Origin of the sequence: Streptomyces tyrfis (assembly GCF_037034285.1) — a bacterium.
Lineage (GTDB): Bacteria > Actinomycetota > Actinomycetes > Streptomycetales > Streptomycetaceae > Streptomyces.
In genome coordinates this window covers 153,341-166,584 of sequence record NZ_JBAGJZ010000016.1, presented here as the reverse complement: position 1 = coordinate 166,584, position 13,244 = coordinate 153,341, and the positions used below count along the sequence as shown (strand labels likewise).

11 protein-coding genes are annotated in these 13,244 nt (G+C 75.6%); 7 read left to right on the top strand and 4 right to left on the bottom strand.

The window, feature by feature from the left end; genetic code table 11:
- Nucleotides 1–457 precede the first annotated feature (457 nt).
- The gene (locus tag WA762_RS15315; RefSeq protein ID WP_335936240.1) at nucleotides 458–664 is read right to left on the bottom strand and encodes a DUF5988 family protein; all 207 of its coding nucleotides are present in this window, start codon (nucleotides 662–664) and stop codon (nucleotides 458–460) included.
- Nucleotides 665–901: 237 nt separating this feature from the next.
- Here WA762_RS15315 and WA762_RS15310 point away from each other — a divergent pair, with 237 nt between their 5' ends.
- Together WA762_RS15310 and WA762_RS15305 are read left to right on the top strand one after the other, a co-directional pair.
- On the top strand, nucleotides 902–1,234 hold the full coding sequence (locus WA762_RS15310) for a hypothetical protein (RefSeq protein WP_335936239.1): 333 nt from the start codon (nucleotides 902–904) through the stop codon (nucleotides 1,232–1,234).
- Nucleotides 1,235–1,246: 12 nt separating this feature from the next.
- A complete protein-coding gene (locus WA762_RS15305) occupies nucleotides 1,247–2,950 on the top strand; it encodes a helix-turn-helix domain-containing protein (RefSeq protein ID WP_335936238.1) in 1,704 nt (567 codons plus the stop codon).
- Between the two features lie 219 nt (nucleotides 2,951–3,169).
- Here the strand turns inward: WA762_RS15305 and WA762_RS15300 are convergent, their stop codons facing one another.
- Together WA762_RS15300 and WA762_RS15295 are read right to left on the bottom strand one after the other, a co-directional pair.
- Nucleotides 3,170–4,597 carry an RtcB family protein gene (locus WA762_RS15300; protein ID WP_335936237.1) on the bottom strand — a complete coding sequence of 476 codons (1,428 nt, stop codon included), beginning with the start codon at nucleotides 4,595–4,597 and terminating at the stop codon, nucleotides 3,170–3,172.
- Between the two features lie 101 nt (nucleotides 4,598–4,698).
- On the bottom strand, nucleotides 4,699–5,163 hold the full coding sequence (locus WA762_RS15295; RefSeq protein WP_335936236.1) for an archease: 465 nt from the start codon (nucleotides 5,161–5,163) through the stop codon (nucleotides 4,699–4,701).
- 450 nt (nucleotides 5,164–5,613) lie between these two features.
- Between WA762_RS15295 and WA762_RS15290 the strand changes: the two genes are divergently transcribed.
- The 4 genes from WA762_RS15290 (at nucleotide 5,614) to WA762_RS15275 (ending at nucleotide 10,502) form a co-directional block, all read left to right on the top strand.
- The gene (locus tag WA762_RS15290; protein WP_335936235.1) at nucleotides 5,614–6,960 is read left to right on the top strand and encodes a discoidin domain-containing protein; all 1,347 of its coding nucleotides are present in this window, start codon (nucleotides 5,614–5,616) and stop codon (nucleotides 6,958–6,960) included.
- The gene (locus WA762_RS15285) at nucleotides 6,960–8,252 is read left to right on the top strand and encodes an MFS transporter (RefSeq protein ID WP_335936234.1); all 1,293 of its coding nucleotides are present in this window, start codon (nucleotides 6,960–6,962) and stop codon (nucleotides 8,250–8,252) included. Before WA762_RS15290 ends, WA762_RS15285 begins: the two co-directional genes overlap by 1 nt.
- Nucleotides 8,249–9,265: a TolB family protein gene (locus WA762_RS15280; protein WP_335936233.1), complete on the top strand. Its 1,017-nt coding sequence runs from the start codon at nucleotides 8,249–8,251 to the stop codon at nucleotides 9,263–9,265. The genes WA762_RS15285 and WA762_RS15280 overlap by 4 nt, the downstream gene beginning before the upstream one ends.
- A gap of 100 nt (nucleotides 9,266–9,365) precedes the next feature.
- Nucleotides 9,366–10,502 (top strand): baeRF3 domain-containing protein, encoded by a 1,137-nt coding sequence (locus tag WA762_RS15275; RefSeq protein WP_335936232.1) that lies wholly within the window; start codon nucleotides 9,366–9,368, stop codon nucleotides 10,500–10,502.
- Nucleotides 10,503–10,736: 234 nt separating this feature from the next.
- Here the strand turns inward: WA762_RS15275 and WA762_RS15270 are convergent, their stop codons facing one another.
- The gene (locus WA762_RS15270) at nucleotides 10,737–11,903 is read right to left on the bottom strand and encodes an MGDG synthase family glycosyltransferase (protein ID WP_335936231.1); all 1,167 of its coding nucleotides are present in this window, start codon (nucleotides 11,901–11,903) and stop codon (nucleotides 10,737–10,739) included.
- 422 nt (nucleotides 11,904–12,325) lie between these two features.
- On the opposite strand from WA762_RS15270, the gene WA762_RS15265 reads away from it, so the two are divergent.
- Nucleotides 12,326–13,141 carry an SDR family NAD(P)-dependent oxidoreductase gene (locus tag WA762_RS15265; protein WP_335936229.1) on the top strand — a complete coding sequence of 272 codons (816 nt, stop codon included), beginning with the start codon at nucleotides 12,326–12,328 and terminating at the stop codon, nucleotides 13,139–13,141.
- Nucleotides 13,142–13,244 lie beyond the last annotated feature (103 nt).

Sequence of the window (13,244 nt, the reverse complement as noted above, 5' to 3'; positions counted from 1 at the left end):
CTGGTCTGTCCGGGCGACTTTCCCGACCCCCGCTCACCCCCGGAACGGCGTGTCTTTCATTGACACGCCCCGAAAACACCGCACGACATTTCCGTTGCGTTGTTGGTTTCGGCCTGTGACCTGCTGCTCCTTCCGCTCTTCCCCGTGATGCGCGATGCGTCGACGCGTTGTGGGACGTCGCGGGGTGTCGTGGCGGCCGGCCGGGGCGGGCGGCCCGGACAGTCGGGGCGGAGCCGTGATGGGAGGGCCGTGGATCGGGAGAACGGCGACCGGGCGGCGGGCGGCACGCGACCGCCGGCCGCCCGGTGTCCTTCCGGTCCCCTGTGAGGACGGGCGGGCGTGGCCGGGGGCGCGCCGCTCGCGGACAGCGGCGTCGACGTACCGCGTCCGTCGTCGCCCGCCCGCCGCGGAGGGCGGGAGAACTCCTGGAGCCGGGGTGAACTCCTGGGGCCGGGGGTCAGCCGGGGAATTCGGTGCGTTCCCACCATTCGTAGACGGGCAACTGTCCCTCTTCCGTCTCCTTGCGGCGTGTGGTGATCCTGAAATGCTCGTATCCGCCGCGGAAGGCGACCTTGAAGTCGTCTCCCGGGGCGGTGAGGGAGACGATCCGTTCGGGGAGATCGGCGGGACCGCCTTCGAGGAATGCTCTGAGTGTGTTCGCCATGAAGAGGAGTTTCTCCGCTGGACGGTTCGGGCTTCCCCATGACGCGCCGGGGTGCCGATGCGCCGTCGGCGGGGAGCCCGGCCCTCGCCCGCCCGTCGGCCCTCGCGGCCCGCGGTGTGGGCGCGGGCCGCCGCGCGTCCCCGCGTGCGGGGAGCGGACGCGCGACGCCCTGGCCGGCTCGCCGCGTCGGCGGTGTTAACTTCTTGACAAGTTGCGGAGTATTCCGGGAGGTGGGCGGTGCTGCAGATCCGGATCGGTCCCGAGCGTGCCGCGGACGCCGGTGACGGGCTGGCGCGCACGGTCCTCGGCTGGCGTCCCGGCATGAGCGAGGACGAGGCATGGGAGGCCGGCCGGGGTGTCTGGAAGTTCAACGCCGATCGCGCCCTGTCCCAGAGCGAGGCGCAGATCATCAACGAAGCGGGAACGGTGCTCGCGGTGGCGAGGATCACCGGTATCTCCAAGCACGGCGGCCGTTACGCGCTCCAGGGCGAGCTGCTGCGCGGCGATCCGCGCGTCGGCCGTCCCACTCCCAGTCCGCATCTGTCCCGCAACCCCGTCACCTACCTCTGAAAGGCCCGTTCGGTGAGTGATTTCGACGCGATCGACTCGCTGCTCGCAGCCGTCGGGCCGGAGGCCGAGCTCCCCTCCGCCGAGGCGCGCCGGGAGCTGCGGGAACGGGCGCGGCTGTCCCGGGCGCAGGTGGCCCGGGCGCTGGGAGTGGGCCCGTCGACCGTGGCCGGATGGGAGAGCGGCCGCGACCCGTCGGGCGAGACGCGTACCAAGTACGCCTATCTGCTGGACGGCCTGAGCGCCAAGCTCGGCACCGAGCCCGGGGCCGTTCCGCCCACGTCGGAGCCCGAGCCCGGGGCCGGTCCTCCCGGGCAGGCGTCCGGGACCGTACCGGGACCCGGGGCCGGTCCTCCCGCGTCGGAGCCCGAGCCCGACGGCGCGGCGGACTCCGTCCCCGGGGCCGCCCCCCGGCCCGGGCCGGAGGGCGAGGACGCCTCGGGCCCCGGCCGGGCGTCCGACGAGGTGGAGCCCCTCGCCGTCGCGGAGCCGTGCGTGCTGTGCGGGCATCCGGCCACGCAGCGGGTCGCGGGCTTCGCCCAGCACCTGGACGCGGCCGACTGCCGCCCGGCCCCCGCGCCGGCCGGCCCCTCGGGCACCGCGTCGGCCCCGGCCCGCACCGCGGGCGCGCCCGCCCACCGGGCGCCGGGACGCGCCCCGGCCCGCAGCGGCGACGCGTCGGCCCCGGCGGGTCCGCCCGCGCGTCCCCGGACGCCGACGCGGCGCGCGTTCCAGGAACCGTCCGGCCCGGCCGACCTGATCCACGAGGCGGTCCGGAACGCGCTCACCGAGCACCGGGGCGACGTCGACGCGGCCGTCGCCGCCCTGACGAAGAAGTCCATCCCGGACGCCATGCGGCTCCTGGACGAGACTCGCAAGGGCGCCCGCTACGACGTGATCGCCCACCCCTGGATCCCGGACATCCTGAAGAAGCAGACGTCCCGGGGCGCGGACCAGATCTGGGAGGCGCGGCCGAAATGGACCCGCCGGGAGCTCCCGCCCGGCCGGCACGAGGTGACGGCGCTCGACATCAACGGCGCCTACCTCTCCGCCCTCAAGACCCACCTGCCGATCGGTCAGCTGGAGCATTCCACCGGCTTCGACCACGACCGCCGCCGCGCCGGAGTCCACCTGATCACCCCGCCGGAGTGGGAGCACACGGCGGTGCTCCCCAACCCGATCGGCAACCGGGACGAACCCGGACCTCTGTGGGTGACCGAACCGACACTGCGCCTCCTGCTGCGCCTGTCCGGTCCGAAGTACGGTCTGTGCGAGCCGCCGGAGATCCACGAGTCCTTCACCTCCGGGGCCACCGAGAACCTGCTGGAGAAGTTCCGGGTCGCGCTCAAGGAGGCCAGGGACACGGCGATCGCCGCCGGCGACGAGGTGACGCTGGAGTATGTGAAGGCGATGTACTCGAAGTTCGTCTCCACCATGGGGGAGTCGAACTACAACCGGGAGCTGTACCGGCCGGACTGGATGCACATCATTCGCTCGCAGGCGTTCGCCAACCTCTGGATGAAGGCGCTCAAGGCCCACGACGAGGGCCTTCCCGTGGTACGGGCGATGGGCACCGACGAGCTCCACGTCATCGGCGACTGGCGGCGCGTCTTCCCCGAGGGCCGAGGCGTCACCGAGGTCAAGGTGAAGGACGTCTACACCGTCGGCGAGGCGTACGCCGACGACGCCGACGGCATCGACGGCCTCGACGGTACGTAGGACGCCGGGGACGCCGACGGGCAGGCACGGGGAACGGGGGAGGCGAGCGGACGGGTCCCTCGCGGTGGGCCGGCAGGCGGGCCGGCGCGTGCGCGGACGTCGTCGGTGCGCGGAAGGCGTCGGCCGAGGCGCGTGCCGGAACCGCCGGCCGAAGGCCCGTCAGGCGCGCTCCGGTCGCCGTTCCTCTCCTGCGGCTCGCCGGGGAACCGCCCCGCGTCCTCATCCCTTGACGACGCCCAGCGGCACCAGGCGGGCGACCGGCCGGGCCAGCCCGGCCCCCTCGGTGGCGGCGACCACCGCGTCGACGTCCTTGTACGCCTCCGGCGTCTCCTCGGCGAGACCGCGCCATGAGGAGGGGCGCACGGCGATGCCGCGGTGCTCCAGTTCGTCGCGGAGCCGCTCCCCGCGGACCATGCGCAGCGCCTGGTGGCGGCTCCAGACCCGGCCGGCGCCGTGACAGGCGGAGTGGAACGCGTCGTTGTCCGGCAGGCCGACCATCACATACGAGCCGGTGCCCATCGTCCCCGGGACCAGCACCGGCTGGCCCGCCCCGGAGAGGTCCTCGGGCAGGTCCGGGTGGCCGGGCGGCAGCGCCCGCGTCGCGCCCTTGCGGTGGACGCACAACGTCCGCCGTGCGCCGTCCACCTCATGGGTCTCGATCTTGGCGGTGTTGTGCGAGATGTCGTAGACCAGGTCCAGGCCGGCGCCCGCGGCCGTCGCGAAGGCGCGGCGGGCGGCCTCCGAGAGCAACTGCCGGTTGGCGCGGCCGTAGTTGGCGGCCGCCGCCATCGCCCCCAGGTAGGCCCGGCCGCGCGGGGAGTCGACCGGTGTGCAGGCCAGCTGCCGGTCCGGGAGCCGGACGCGGTGCCGTTGCAGCTCCTGGTCCATCACCCGTACGTGGTCGGTGCACACCTGGTGTCCGAGCCCGCGCGAACCGCAGTGGATCATGACGCACACCTGGCCCGCCCGCAGTCCGAAGGCCGCCGCCGTGACCGGGTCGTCGATCCGGTCGACCGCCTGCACCTCCAGGAAGTGGTTGCCGGACCCGAGGCTCCCCACCTGGTGGAGCCCGCGCTCGACAGCCCGTGTGCTGACCTCTCCCGGGGCCGCGCCGTCCAGCACCCCGTGGTCCTCGCAGCGGGCGAGGTCGCGGGGCACGCCGTGACCGTGCTCGACCGCGTACCGGGCCCCGCCGACCAGCAGCTCGTCCATCTCCCCGGTCCCGGACAGCTCCCACAGACCGCCCCGACCCATGCCGCGCGGAACGGTGCGGTCGAGGGCGTCCATCAGCCGCCGCATCCGGGCGGGATCCAGCGCCTCGCGATCGATGCCGGCGGCCAGCAGCCGGACGCCGCAGGAGATGTCGAACCCCACGCCGCCCGGTGAGACGACCCCGCCCTCGGAGACGTCCGTGGCGGCCACCCCGCCGATCGGGAAGCCGTATCCCCAGTGGACGTCGGGCATGGCGAACGAGGCGCGCACGATGCCCGGCAGCGCCGCCACGTTCGCCACCTGCTCCAGCGCCTTGTCGCCCGACGCCCGCGGCAGCAGCGCCCGCGAGGCGAACACCACCCCGGGCACGCGCATCGGCTCCCGCCGTTCGATCCGGAACCGGTACGGGCTCCGCTCCGTCAGTGCGATCTCCATGACGCTCGCCTCCGGTCGGCCGCCGGCCCCGCGCGCGGACGGCGGCGGTGCGGGTTCTTCGCGATCCGCGGCGTGCTCGGACGCCGGGCCCCGCAGCGTGCTCAGACGTCGACGGTGACCCCGCAGGACCAGCCGCCGGGGCCGTGCCGCAGCCGCAGCCCGTGCAGTGCGACGGCCTTCGGCGCCGCGCCGGTCTCCCGGGCGGTCCGGGCGTCGGCCATGCGGAAGCGCACCCGCAGCCCCGGGCCGCCGCCCGCCGACCCGTACGGCTCCACGTCCACGTCGAGCGGGATCTCCCCGTCGGCGTCCAGGCGGTAGACCACCTCCTCCAGGACGGACGCCAGCAGATCGTCGTCGGAAGGGGCCGTGACCACGCACTCGCGTTCCCCGGTCGCCGCCGCCCCCGACGTGTCGGCGAAGCTCTCCACCACCGCGCGCACGGCCTCGGCTACACAGCCCGCCGCCGTCGGGGCCCACGCCTCCACCCGCAGGTCGGCGGTGTGCGGCACCGTCCGGTGACCGGCCGTGCCGGGCCGATGACGCGCCTCGAATACCGTACGGTCCACGCCCGGCGCCTCCGCGTCGTCTCCAGCTGCGCGCGCCCCGGCGCCCGGCTCCCCGGGCCGGGGCCCGCCCCCTCCAGCGTCGTCCCGCGCGCCATCCGGGGCAAGCCGCGCCCGGCACGGGCCGCACCCGCCCCGGACCCGCCGCCGGCACTCCCGCCGCGCCGGGCTTCCCGGCACGGACGTCCGGGGGAGCCCACCGGGGGTGTGCCGACCGCTCGCGGGCGCGAACTCCAGCCGGATCGAGGCGAGTTGAGGGACTGGTAGGAAAGTTTACTGTTCGCTAGCATTCCGGGCGGTGGCCCGGCGCGGTGCCCGCCCAGGCGGGCATGACGCGCTCAGCGAGAGCTCTGACCCGGCCACCTCGACGCCGTGCCCCGCCCGCGCACGGGCAGGGGGCGCGGTCCCGCACGACGCCCAGCTCTCGCCACCCCCCAGGCCAGGAGTCCAGGTATGCACCTGAACGGCTCAGCTCCGCTCCTCCCATCCGCGCGGCGCCGCACGGCGGGCATCGTCGTCGCCGCCGTGCTGCTCCTCGTCGGCGGGCTGCTGCTCGCCGTCCCCGACCGCGCCGACGCCACCGCCGACCCCCTCATCTCCCGCGGCAGACCCGCCACCGCCTCCTCCACCGAGGGCTCCGGCCTCGGCCCGGAGAACGCCTTCGACGGCGACCCCGCCACCCGCTGGGCCAGCGCCGAGGGCAAGGACCCGCAGTGGATCCAGGTCGACCTCGGTTCCACCGCCGACGTCACCCGGGTGAGACTCAGCTGGGAGGCCGCCTACGCCAAGGCGTACCGGATCGAGGTCTCCGCCGACGGCTCCGCCTGGACCCGGATCGCCGACGAGACGGCGGGCGACGGCGGCGCCGACGACTGGGCCGGACTCTCCGGCAAGGGCCGCTACCTGCGCGTGTACGGCACCGCGCGCGGCACCTCGTACGGCTACTCGCTCCACGAGGTCGAGGTGTACGGCACGCTCTCCGGCACACCCCCCGAGACCGGCGCCTTCACCGTGGTCGCCGCCGGTGACATCGCCGCCCAGTGCACCGCCTCCGACAGCGGCTGCGCCCACCCCAGGACCGCCGCGCAGGCCCGGAAGATCGACCCGAAGTTCTATCTGACGATGGGCGACAACCAGTACGACGACGCCCGGATCTCCGACTACCGCGCCTACTACGACAAGACCTGGGGCGCCTTCAAGAGCAAGACCCACCCGGTCCCGGGCAACCACGAGACCTACGACCCGGCCGGGGCGCTCGCCGGCTACAAGGCGTACTTCGGGTCGATCGCCTACCCCCAGGGCAAGAGCTACTACAGCTTCGACGAGGGCAACTGGCACTTCATCGCCCTCGACTCCAACTCCCTCGACAAGAGCGCCCAGACCGACTGGCTCAAGGCCGACCTCGCCGCCAACCGCAAGGCGTGCGTCGCCGCCTACTGGCACCACCCGCTGTACTCCTCGGGCGGCCACGGCAACGACCCCGTCAGCCGCCCGGTCTGGAAGCTGCTCTACGCGGCCAAGGCCGACCTGGTGCTCAACGGGCACGACCACCACTACGAGCGGTTCGCCCCGCAGAACCCCGACGGGAAGGCCACCGCCGACGGCATCACCGAGGTCATCGGCGGCATGGGCGGCGCCGAGCCCTACCCCATCGAGGAGGTCCAGCCCAACAGCCAGAAGCGGATCAGCGGCGAATACGGCGTCCTGAAACTGGACTTCACCGACACCGGCTACAGCTTCAGCTACGTCGGCGCCGACGGGAAGACCAAGGACACCAGCCCGAAGTACACCTGCCACTGATGTACCTGGCGACCACAGGCCGCCGCGACACACCGGCCCCGCCCCGCACCGGCGGGGCGGGCCGGCGTGTCCCCGGCACCGTCCTCGCACTCGGCACGGTCAGCCTCGTCACCGACGTCTCCTCCGAGATGGTCACCGCGGTGCTGCCGCTCTACCTGGTCCTCGGACTGGGTCTCTCACCCCTCCAATTCGGCTTCCTCGACGGCCTGTTCAACGGCGCGACGTCCCTCGTCCGGCTGATCGGCGGACACGCCGCCGACCGCGGGCGCCGGCACAAGAGGGTCGCCGGAATCGGCTACGCCCTCTCCGCCTGCTCCCGGATCGGACTGCTCCTCGCGGGCGGCGCCACCGCCGGGATCGCGGCCGCCCTCGCCGCCGACCGCGTCGGCAAGGGCATCCGCACCGCGCCCCGCGACGCGCTGATCACCCTCAGCAGCCCGCCCGAGACGCTCGGCAGGTCCTTCGGCGTGCACCGGGCGATGGACACCACCGGCGCCCTCCTCGGCCCGCTCGCCGCGTTCGCCCTGCTCTGGGCGACCGCCGGGGCCTACGACGCGGTGTTCGTCGTCAGCTTCTGCGTCGGGACGCTCGGCGTGCTGCTCCTTGCGCTGTACGTGCCCGGCGACCGGGCCGCACCGCCGACCGCCGCCGCGCCCCGCACCCGCGCCGTGTTCGGAGCCCTGCGCGACCGGCGTTTCCGGCGGATCCTCGGCGCCGCCGCCCTGCTCGGCGCCGCCACCGTCGGGGACGCCTTCGTCTACCTCCTGCTCCAGCGCCGCCTCGACCTTCCCATCGGCTGGTTCCCGCTGCTGCCGCTGGGCGCGGCGGCGTGCTACCTGCTGCTCGCCGTCCCCGCGGGGCGGCTCGCGGACCGGGTGGGACGACGGCTGCCGTTCCTGTGCGGGCACCTCGCGCTGCTCGGCGTGTACGCCGCCCTGCTCGCCCCGGCGGGCGGCCCGGCCCTGCTCCCCGTCGTGCCCGTCCTCGTCCTGCTCGGCGTCTTCTACGCCACCACCGACGGGGTGCTGATGGCGCTCGCCGGGCCCGTGCTGCCCGGCGACGGCCGGGCGGGCGGACTCGCCCTGCTCCAGACCGGCCAGGCACTGGCCCGGATGCTCGCCGCCGCGGGCTTCGGCGCCGCCTGGACCGTGTGGGGGCCGCGCCCCGCGCTGTGGGCGGCCGCGACCGCCCTGCTCGCCGCGCTCGCCGGCGGCTGGGTGCTGCTGCCCCGCGACCCCTCCGGCGCCGCCGCCGCGCCCGGAGCCCCGACCACCGAGAGGCCGACCGCATGAGCGCCACCCCGCCCCGCCCCACGACCCGGATGGGGCCCCGGGCCCGGCTCGCCGCCCTGGCCGCCGCCGTGCTGCTCCTCGCGGGCGGCTCCGCCGGCTACGTCCTGCACGCCCAGCACCGCGCCCGGGCCCAGCCGACCGAGGCCGACGCCTCGTTCACCGTCACCGGGCCCGCGCTCTACTTCCGGGACACGGCCACCGGGCGCGTCGCGCGCCGCCCGCTCGCCGCGCCCCCCGGCGCCCGCGCCGCCGACGGCCCCGCCTGCGACCGGTTCTACGCCGCCGGGGACCACGCGATCTGCCTGCGCGCCCGGCCCGGCGTGCTGCCGAGAACCCAGGCGATCGTGTTCGACCGGACGCTGCGCGAGCGGCGCCGGATCACCGTGCCCGGCATCCCCACCCGTGCCCGCGTCTCCGCGTCCGGGCGGATGCTGTCCTGGACGGTGTTCGCCACCGGCGACTCGTACGCCACCACCGCGTTCTCCACCCGGACCGCCGTTCTCGACCTGCGCACCGGATACCTCGTCAAGTCCATCGAGGACATCCCCCTCACCATCGACGGAGCCCGCTACCACGCCCCCGACGTCAACTACTGGGGGGTGAGCTTCGCCCGCGACGACAACCGCTTCTACGCGACCGTCTCGACCAAGGGCCGCACCTACCTGGTCGAGGGGGACAGGGAGAAGTGGTCGGCGAAGGCGCTGCGGCAGAACGTGGAGTGCCCCTCCCTGTCGCCCGACGACACCCGGCTCGCGTTCAAGAAGAAGGTCTCCGACGACCCGGCCGCGCCCTGGCGGCTGTACGTCCTCGACCTGCGGACCATGCGCGAGACGCCGCTCGCCGAGACGCGCGGCGTCGACGACCAGGCGGCCTGGCTGGACGACCGCACCGTCGCCTACGCCCTGCCCGGCGCCGAGGGCCGCAGGAGCGACGTCTGGACCGTCCCCGCGGACGGCACCGGGGCGCCCCGGCTCGCCGTGACGGGCGGTTCGTCCCCCGCCGCGGTGCGCTGAGCGGCGATCGCACCGGCGGGGCCCGCCCGGTCGCGGGCCCCGCCGCGCCGTGGTCCCCTGGAGACGCTCACCGTTCCGCGCCGCTCCAGGGAGGCCATGGATGCGCACGAGTGACCTGACCCCGGCCGTGCTCAAGGAACTGCGTCGCCCGCGCCCCTTCCCGGCGATCTCGCTCCTCATGCCGACCCATAGGGCCCGGCCCGACAACGAACAGGACCCGATCCGCCTGCGCAACCTCCTCAGCGAGGCGGCGCGGCGCGTCAAGGACGACCCGGCGGTCGACCGCGAGAACTGGCTCCGGCTGGAACGGCAGCTCGACGAGGACGCCGTGCTGCGGCTGTTCGACGCGCAGCGGGCGGAGGACGGGCTGCTGATCCTGCTCGCGCCGGGCGAGGACCCGCAGGCATGGCAGTTCGTCTCCCCGCACGACGTCCCCGAGCGCATCGAGGTCACGACCACGTTCCTCACCCGCAACCTGGTCGCGGCCCATCTCTACGCCCGGCCCTACTGGGTGCTGGTCCTCGACCAGGAGGAGAGCAGGCTCTACCTGGCCCACGCCGGCAGCCTGACCGAGGCGGACGGCCACGGCTTCCCCGCGGAGCCGCGGGTGCCGTCCCGCGAGGACGCGCTTCCCGGCCCGGCGTACGGCGCGGACCGCACCGGCTACCGCGCGGCCCGGATCGGGCAGTACGTCTCCGACGTGGAGGAGCGGTTCGCCCGGGTCATGACCGAGCGGAACCTGCCCGTGATCCTGGTGGGCAGCCCCGAACTGACCACCGTCTTCCGCAAGATCTCCCGCCATGCCGGGGCGGCGGTGGGCGAACTGGAGCTGACCGGCGCCGACAAGCACGCCGTTCCCCAGTTGGAGAAGCGCCTGGAACCTGTCTTCCGGAAGATCCGCGAGGACCGGGCGGAACAGGCCCGCCGGGAACTGGACGCGGCCCGCGGCCGCAAGGCGTACGTGGCGGGCCTGGCGGAGGTGTGGAACACCGTCCTGGACCACCGGGCGGCCCTCGTCCTCGTGGAGGAGGGGCTGCGCGCGGCCGGCCGCCCCGGCGACAACCACCAGCTGCAGGTCGTCGACGTGCCGGAGGGCGAACCGGCCCCGGAGGGCGTCGAGACGGACATCGTCGACAGCCTCGTCGAGGAGGCCCTGGACGCCGACACCGAGGTGCGCTTCGTCCCCGACGGCACCCTCCCCGACGGCATCGGCATCGCGGGCACGCTCCGCTACTGAGCCGTACCGCTGCTGAGCTGCTCCGCTATTGGGCCCCGCCGCCGAGGCGGCGCGCCACCGAGTACGGCCGTCGCATACGCGGGCCGGCCGCCGCGAGCGAGGACCCGCTGTCACGCGGCGCGTCGGTACGGAGCCGCCGGCGCGCGCCGGGCCGCCGCGCGGCCGGCCGGAACCACCGGCGCGCGGAACCGGGGCACTTCGCGTCCCGTCGCCACGCGCCCGGAGCGGCCCCGGTCAGACGCCCCCCGGTCCGCCGAGCCGCCCCGGCGTCCCGGAACCGGCCGCGTCCCCGCACGCGCGCCCCGCTCGGGCCAGCTCCTCCAGGGGGAGCAGCCCCGTCTCGCGGAACAGCCCCCGGGCCGCCGACAGCCGCCGCTCCCGCGCCGGGCCCGGCGCGGTCACCTCGTCCAGCGCCCTCAGCAGCGCCCACGGATCCGGGGCGTGGTCGGACAGGCCGTGCGCGGCCATCTGCCGCACTCCTTCCCGGCCGTGCCCCGGAATGGCGCGGTAGCCGACCACCGGCAGCCCGGCGGCCAGCGCCTCCAGCGCCGTCTGGCCCGCCGCGTTGTCGACCAGCGCGCGGGCGGCCGCCATCACCCCCGGCATGTCGTCCACCCAGCCCAGGGCGTCCGCGTGCCCGGTACCGGCGACGCGGCGGCGCAGCCGCGCGTCGTTCCCGCAGAGGACGACCGGCCGGTACCCCGCCGAGGCCAGCAGCCGGGCCGTGTCCGCCACCCCCGCGCCGGCCCCCCAGGCCCCCGTCGAGACCAGCACCGGCGGGCGGTCCGACGAACCGAACCGCCGCCGCCAGTACCCGGCCGTCGGCGCGGGCGCGCGGAAGCGGGGACCCACCAGGGCCCCGGAGACGACGGTCGGTCGCCGCACCGCCCGCCGCACCCGGGACGCCACCTCGGGCGTCAGACACAGATGCAGGTCGTTGCCCGGATGGAGCCACTGACGGTGCACGGCGAAATCGGTGAGGACGACGGCGCTGGGCGCCGCGAGCGCGCCCCGCGCCCGGAGCCCCCCGGTGAGCTGGGCCGCGAGATGGAAGACGGGCACCACCACGTCCGGCCGCCGCCGCGCGACCAGATCCAGCAGCCGCCTCTCCGCGAGCGCGGCCAGCGGCGCGCTGCCGGGGCGGGGGAGCCCGCCCGGGCCGGGGCCCCGGAAGAACGCCGCGTACAGCCCGGCGTAGACGACCGGCGCGCGGCGCACGACGGTCCGGTAGAAGGAGCGCAGCCCGGCGCCGACCCCCGGCGGCAGCAGATCGAGCACGTCGACCGTGGTCGTCCGCCCGCCGCCGGCCGTCAGCCGGCGGGACAGCTCGGCGGCCACCGCGTGGTGCCCGGAGCCCATGCCGGCGCTCAGGACGAGGAAGCGCCCGGGTGCCGTGCTCATCGGCCGGCCGCCCCCGCGCGCCGACCGGGCGCCGGGCCGCCGCGCCCCGACGGGCCGGGCGGCGAGGACCGTGCCGCCCGGCCCGGGACGGGATCACCCGGCCGGCCGGCGTCCGGGCGCGGTCCCCGAGGACCGTGCGCGTGGGCAGCAGACACCTGATCACCCCTGTGGTCGGCAGTGCGCGGCGGACCCTGCGCCACGGGCACTGGGCCTGGTCGTCCCATTCTGCGGGCGCGGGGGGTGCGGTGCGGTTCAGTGAGGTGCGGGTGTCGGCGGTTTTGTCCGGGCGCGCCCGGGCTACTCCTAACCAGACCCGGCGGCGCGTGGTCTCGTGAGGTCACCCGACCCGGATCTCCGCGCGGGCCCGGCTCCCCGGGCCGCGGAGACCCCGCGCCGCACCGTGCCGAAACAGGGGAGAGACCATGTCATCTGGTCCGCGCACCGCCCGCCGCGGCGTGCCGGACGGCGGCGCGCCGACCGGGCGCGGCGTCCAGGCTGGCGTGGCCCTGGTGACGGGGGCCTCCTCGGGCATCGGCGCCGCCGTCGCACACCGGATCGCCGCCGAGGAGGGCTGGCGGCTGCTGGTCGCCGGACGCGACCGCGAGCGGCTGGCGCGCGTCGCGGAGTCCACCCGCTCGACCCCCCTCTACGCCGACCTGATGACGCCCGGCGGCACGGAGCGGCTCGCCCGGGAGGCCCTCGACGCCGCCGGCCGGGTGGACCTGCTCGTCGCCGCCGCGGGCGTCGGCTGGGCCGGCCCCTTCGACGCCATGCCGGAAGCCGCCGCCGACCGGGTCCTCACCGTCGACCTGGTGTCCGTCGTCCGCCTGGTGCGCCATCTGCTGCCGCACATGCTCGCGGCGGAGCACGGCCGCATCGTGCTGATCGGTTCGGTGGCCGGATCCACCGCCGTCCGCAGCGAGGCGGTCTACTCGGCGGCGAAGGCGGCCGTCGCCGCCTTCGCCGACGCCCTGCGCCACGAGCTGCGGGGCACCGGGGTGCACATCACCCATCTGGTCCCCGGCGTCGTCGACACCCCGTTCTTCGAACGCCGGGGCATGCCCTACGCCCGCTCGTGGCCCCGGCCGATGTCGCCGGAGAAGGTCGCCGACGCCGTCTGGAACGCCCATGTGTCCGGCCGGGACGAGGTGTACGTCCCCGGCTGGCTGCGCCTGCCCGGCTGCGTGCGCTCGGTGGCCCCCGGGCTCTACCACCGGCTCGCGGCCCGTTTCGGCTGAGCCCGCGGCCGTGGACGTCCTCACCGTGTCCCGGCGCCGCCGACGGCGCGGCCCCGGCGCCGCGACGCCGTGCCGCGACGGACCGGACGGCGTGCGAGAGCGG

Bases quoted from the DNA above. Each gene is read 5' to 3' on its own strand.
- WA762_RS15315 (WP_335936240.1), bottom strand. From the start codon at position 664: ATGGCGAACACACTCAGAGCATTCCTCGAAGGCGGTCCCGCCGATCTC.
- WA762_RS15300 (WP_335936237.1), bottom strand. From the start codon at position 4,597: ATGGAGATCGCACTGACGGAGCGGAGCCCGTACCGGTTCCGGATCGAA.
- WA762_RS15290 (WP_335936235.1), top strand. From the start codon at position 5,614: ATGCACCTGAACGGCTCAGCTCCGCTCCTCCCATCCGCGCGGCGCCGC.
- WA762_RS15285 (WP_335936234.1), top strand. From the start codon at position 6,960: ATGTACCTGGCGACCACAGGCCGCCGCGACACACCGGCCCCGCCCCGC.
- WA762_RS15280 (WP_335936233.1), top strand. From the start codon at position 8,249: ATGAGCGCCACCCCGCCCCGCCCCACGACCCGGATGGGGCCCCGGGCC.
- WA762_RS15275 (WP_335936232.1), top strand. From the start codon at position 9,366: ATGCGCACGAGTGACCTGACCCCGGCCGTGCTCAAGGAACTGCGTCGC.
- WA762_RS15270 (WP_335936231.1), bottom strand. From the start codon at position 11,903: ATGAGCACGGCACCCGGGCGCTTCCTCGTCCTGAGCGCCGGCATGGGC.
- WA762_RS15265 (WP_335936229.1), top strand. From the start codon at position 12,326: ATGTCATCTGGTCCGCGCACCGCCCGCCGCGGCGTGCCGGACGGCGGC.